This is a genomic window from Pseudomonas sp. EL_65y_Pfl2_R96, assembly GCF_963970905.1.
Lineage (GTDB): Bacteria > Pseudomonadota > Gammaproteobacteria > Pseudomonadales > Pseudomonadaceae > Aquipseudomonas.
Window position 1 is genome coordinate 1 of the sequence record NZ_CAXAQH010000370.1, and the last position, 443, is coordinate 443.

A 443-nucleotide genomic window follows, 5' to 3' on the forward strand; every position below is an offset into this window, starting at 1 on the left:
CCAGGCCCGCCGGCAGCTCAAGGCAGCGCCGCCCGAGCGGCACGCGATATTGCTCGACCAGCAGGACATGCCCGTCCTCAACCGCCAGGATCACCGCCGCCTGGATCCCGCGTGCGCGCGACACATATTCCCAGGTCCCGTCCTTCACGACCTTGATGTACTTGCCTTCCCAGACAATTTCCGCACTCATAGTTCGATCAGCCTGTCCGGGAGCTCGTTTCGGTCGTCCGCCGTTTTCGGGAAAGTTTCCGCGAGGATCGCGCCAATCCGCTCGACTGCCGCCGCCATGCCAGCACCCGGCTTGCCAGCGCGGGTTTCGGCGACCAACGCCGCCATCGCATCGCCCCAGCGCTCGGCCGGGACGGCGCGGTGGATCGCTTCATCAGCGACGATCTCGGCCATGCGCTCATCGCGCGAGAGATAGAGCAGGATGCCGACGCGCG

At 66.6% G+C, this 443-nt stretch carries 2 protein-coding genes; both read right to left on the reverse strand.

Going from position 1 to position 443, the window contains the following annotated elements; all coding sequences use genetic code 11:
- A partial coding sequence (locus tag AACY49_RS31095) for a hypothetical protein (RefSeq protein ID WP_339528164.1) occupies positions 1–190 on the reverse strand: 190 nt, incomplete at its 3' end.
- The coding region (locus tag AACY49_RS31100; protein WP_445262694.1) for a TPM domain-containing protein at positions 187–443 on the reverse strand (257 nt) is incomplete at its 5' end. The genes AACY49_RS31095 and AACY49_RS31100, both read right to left, overlap by 4 nt.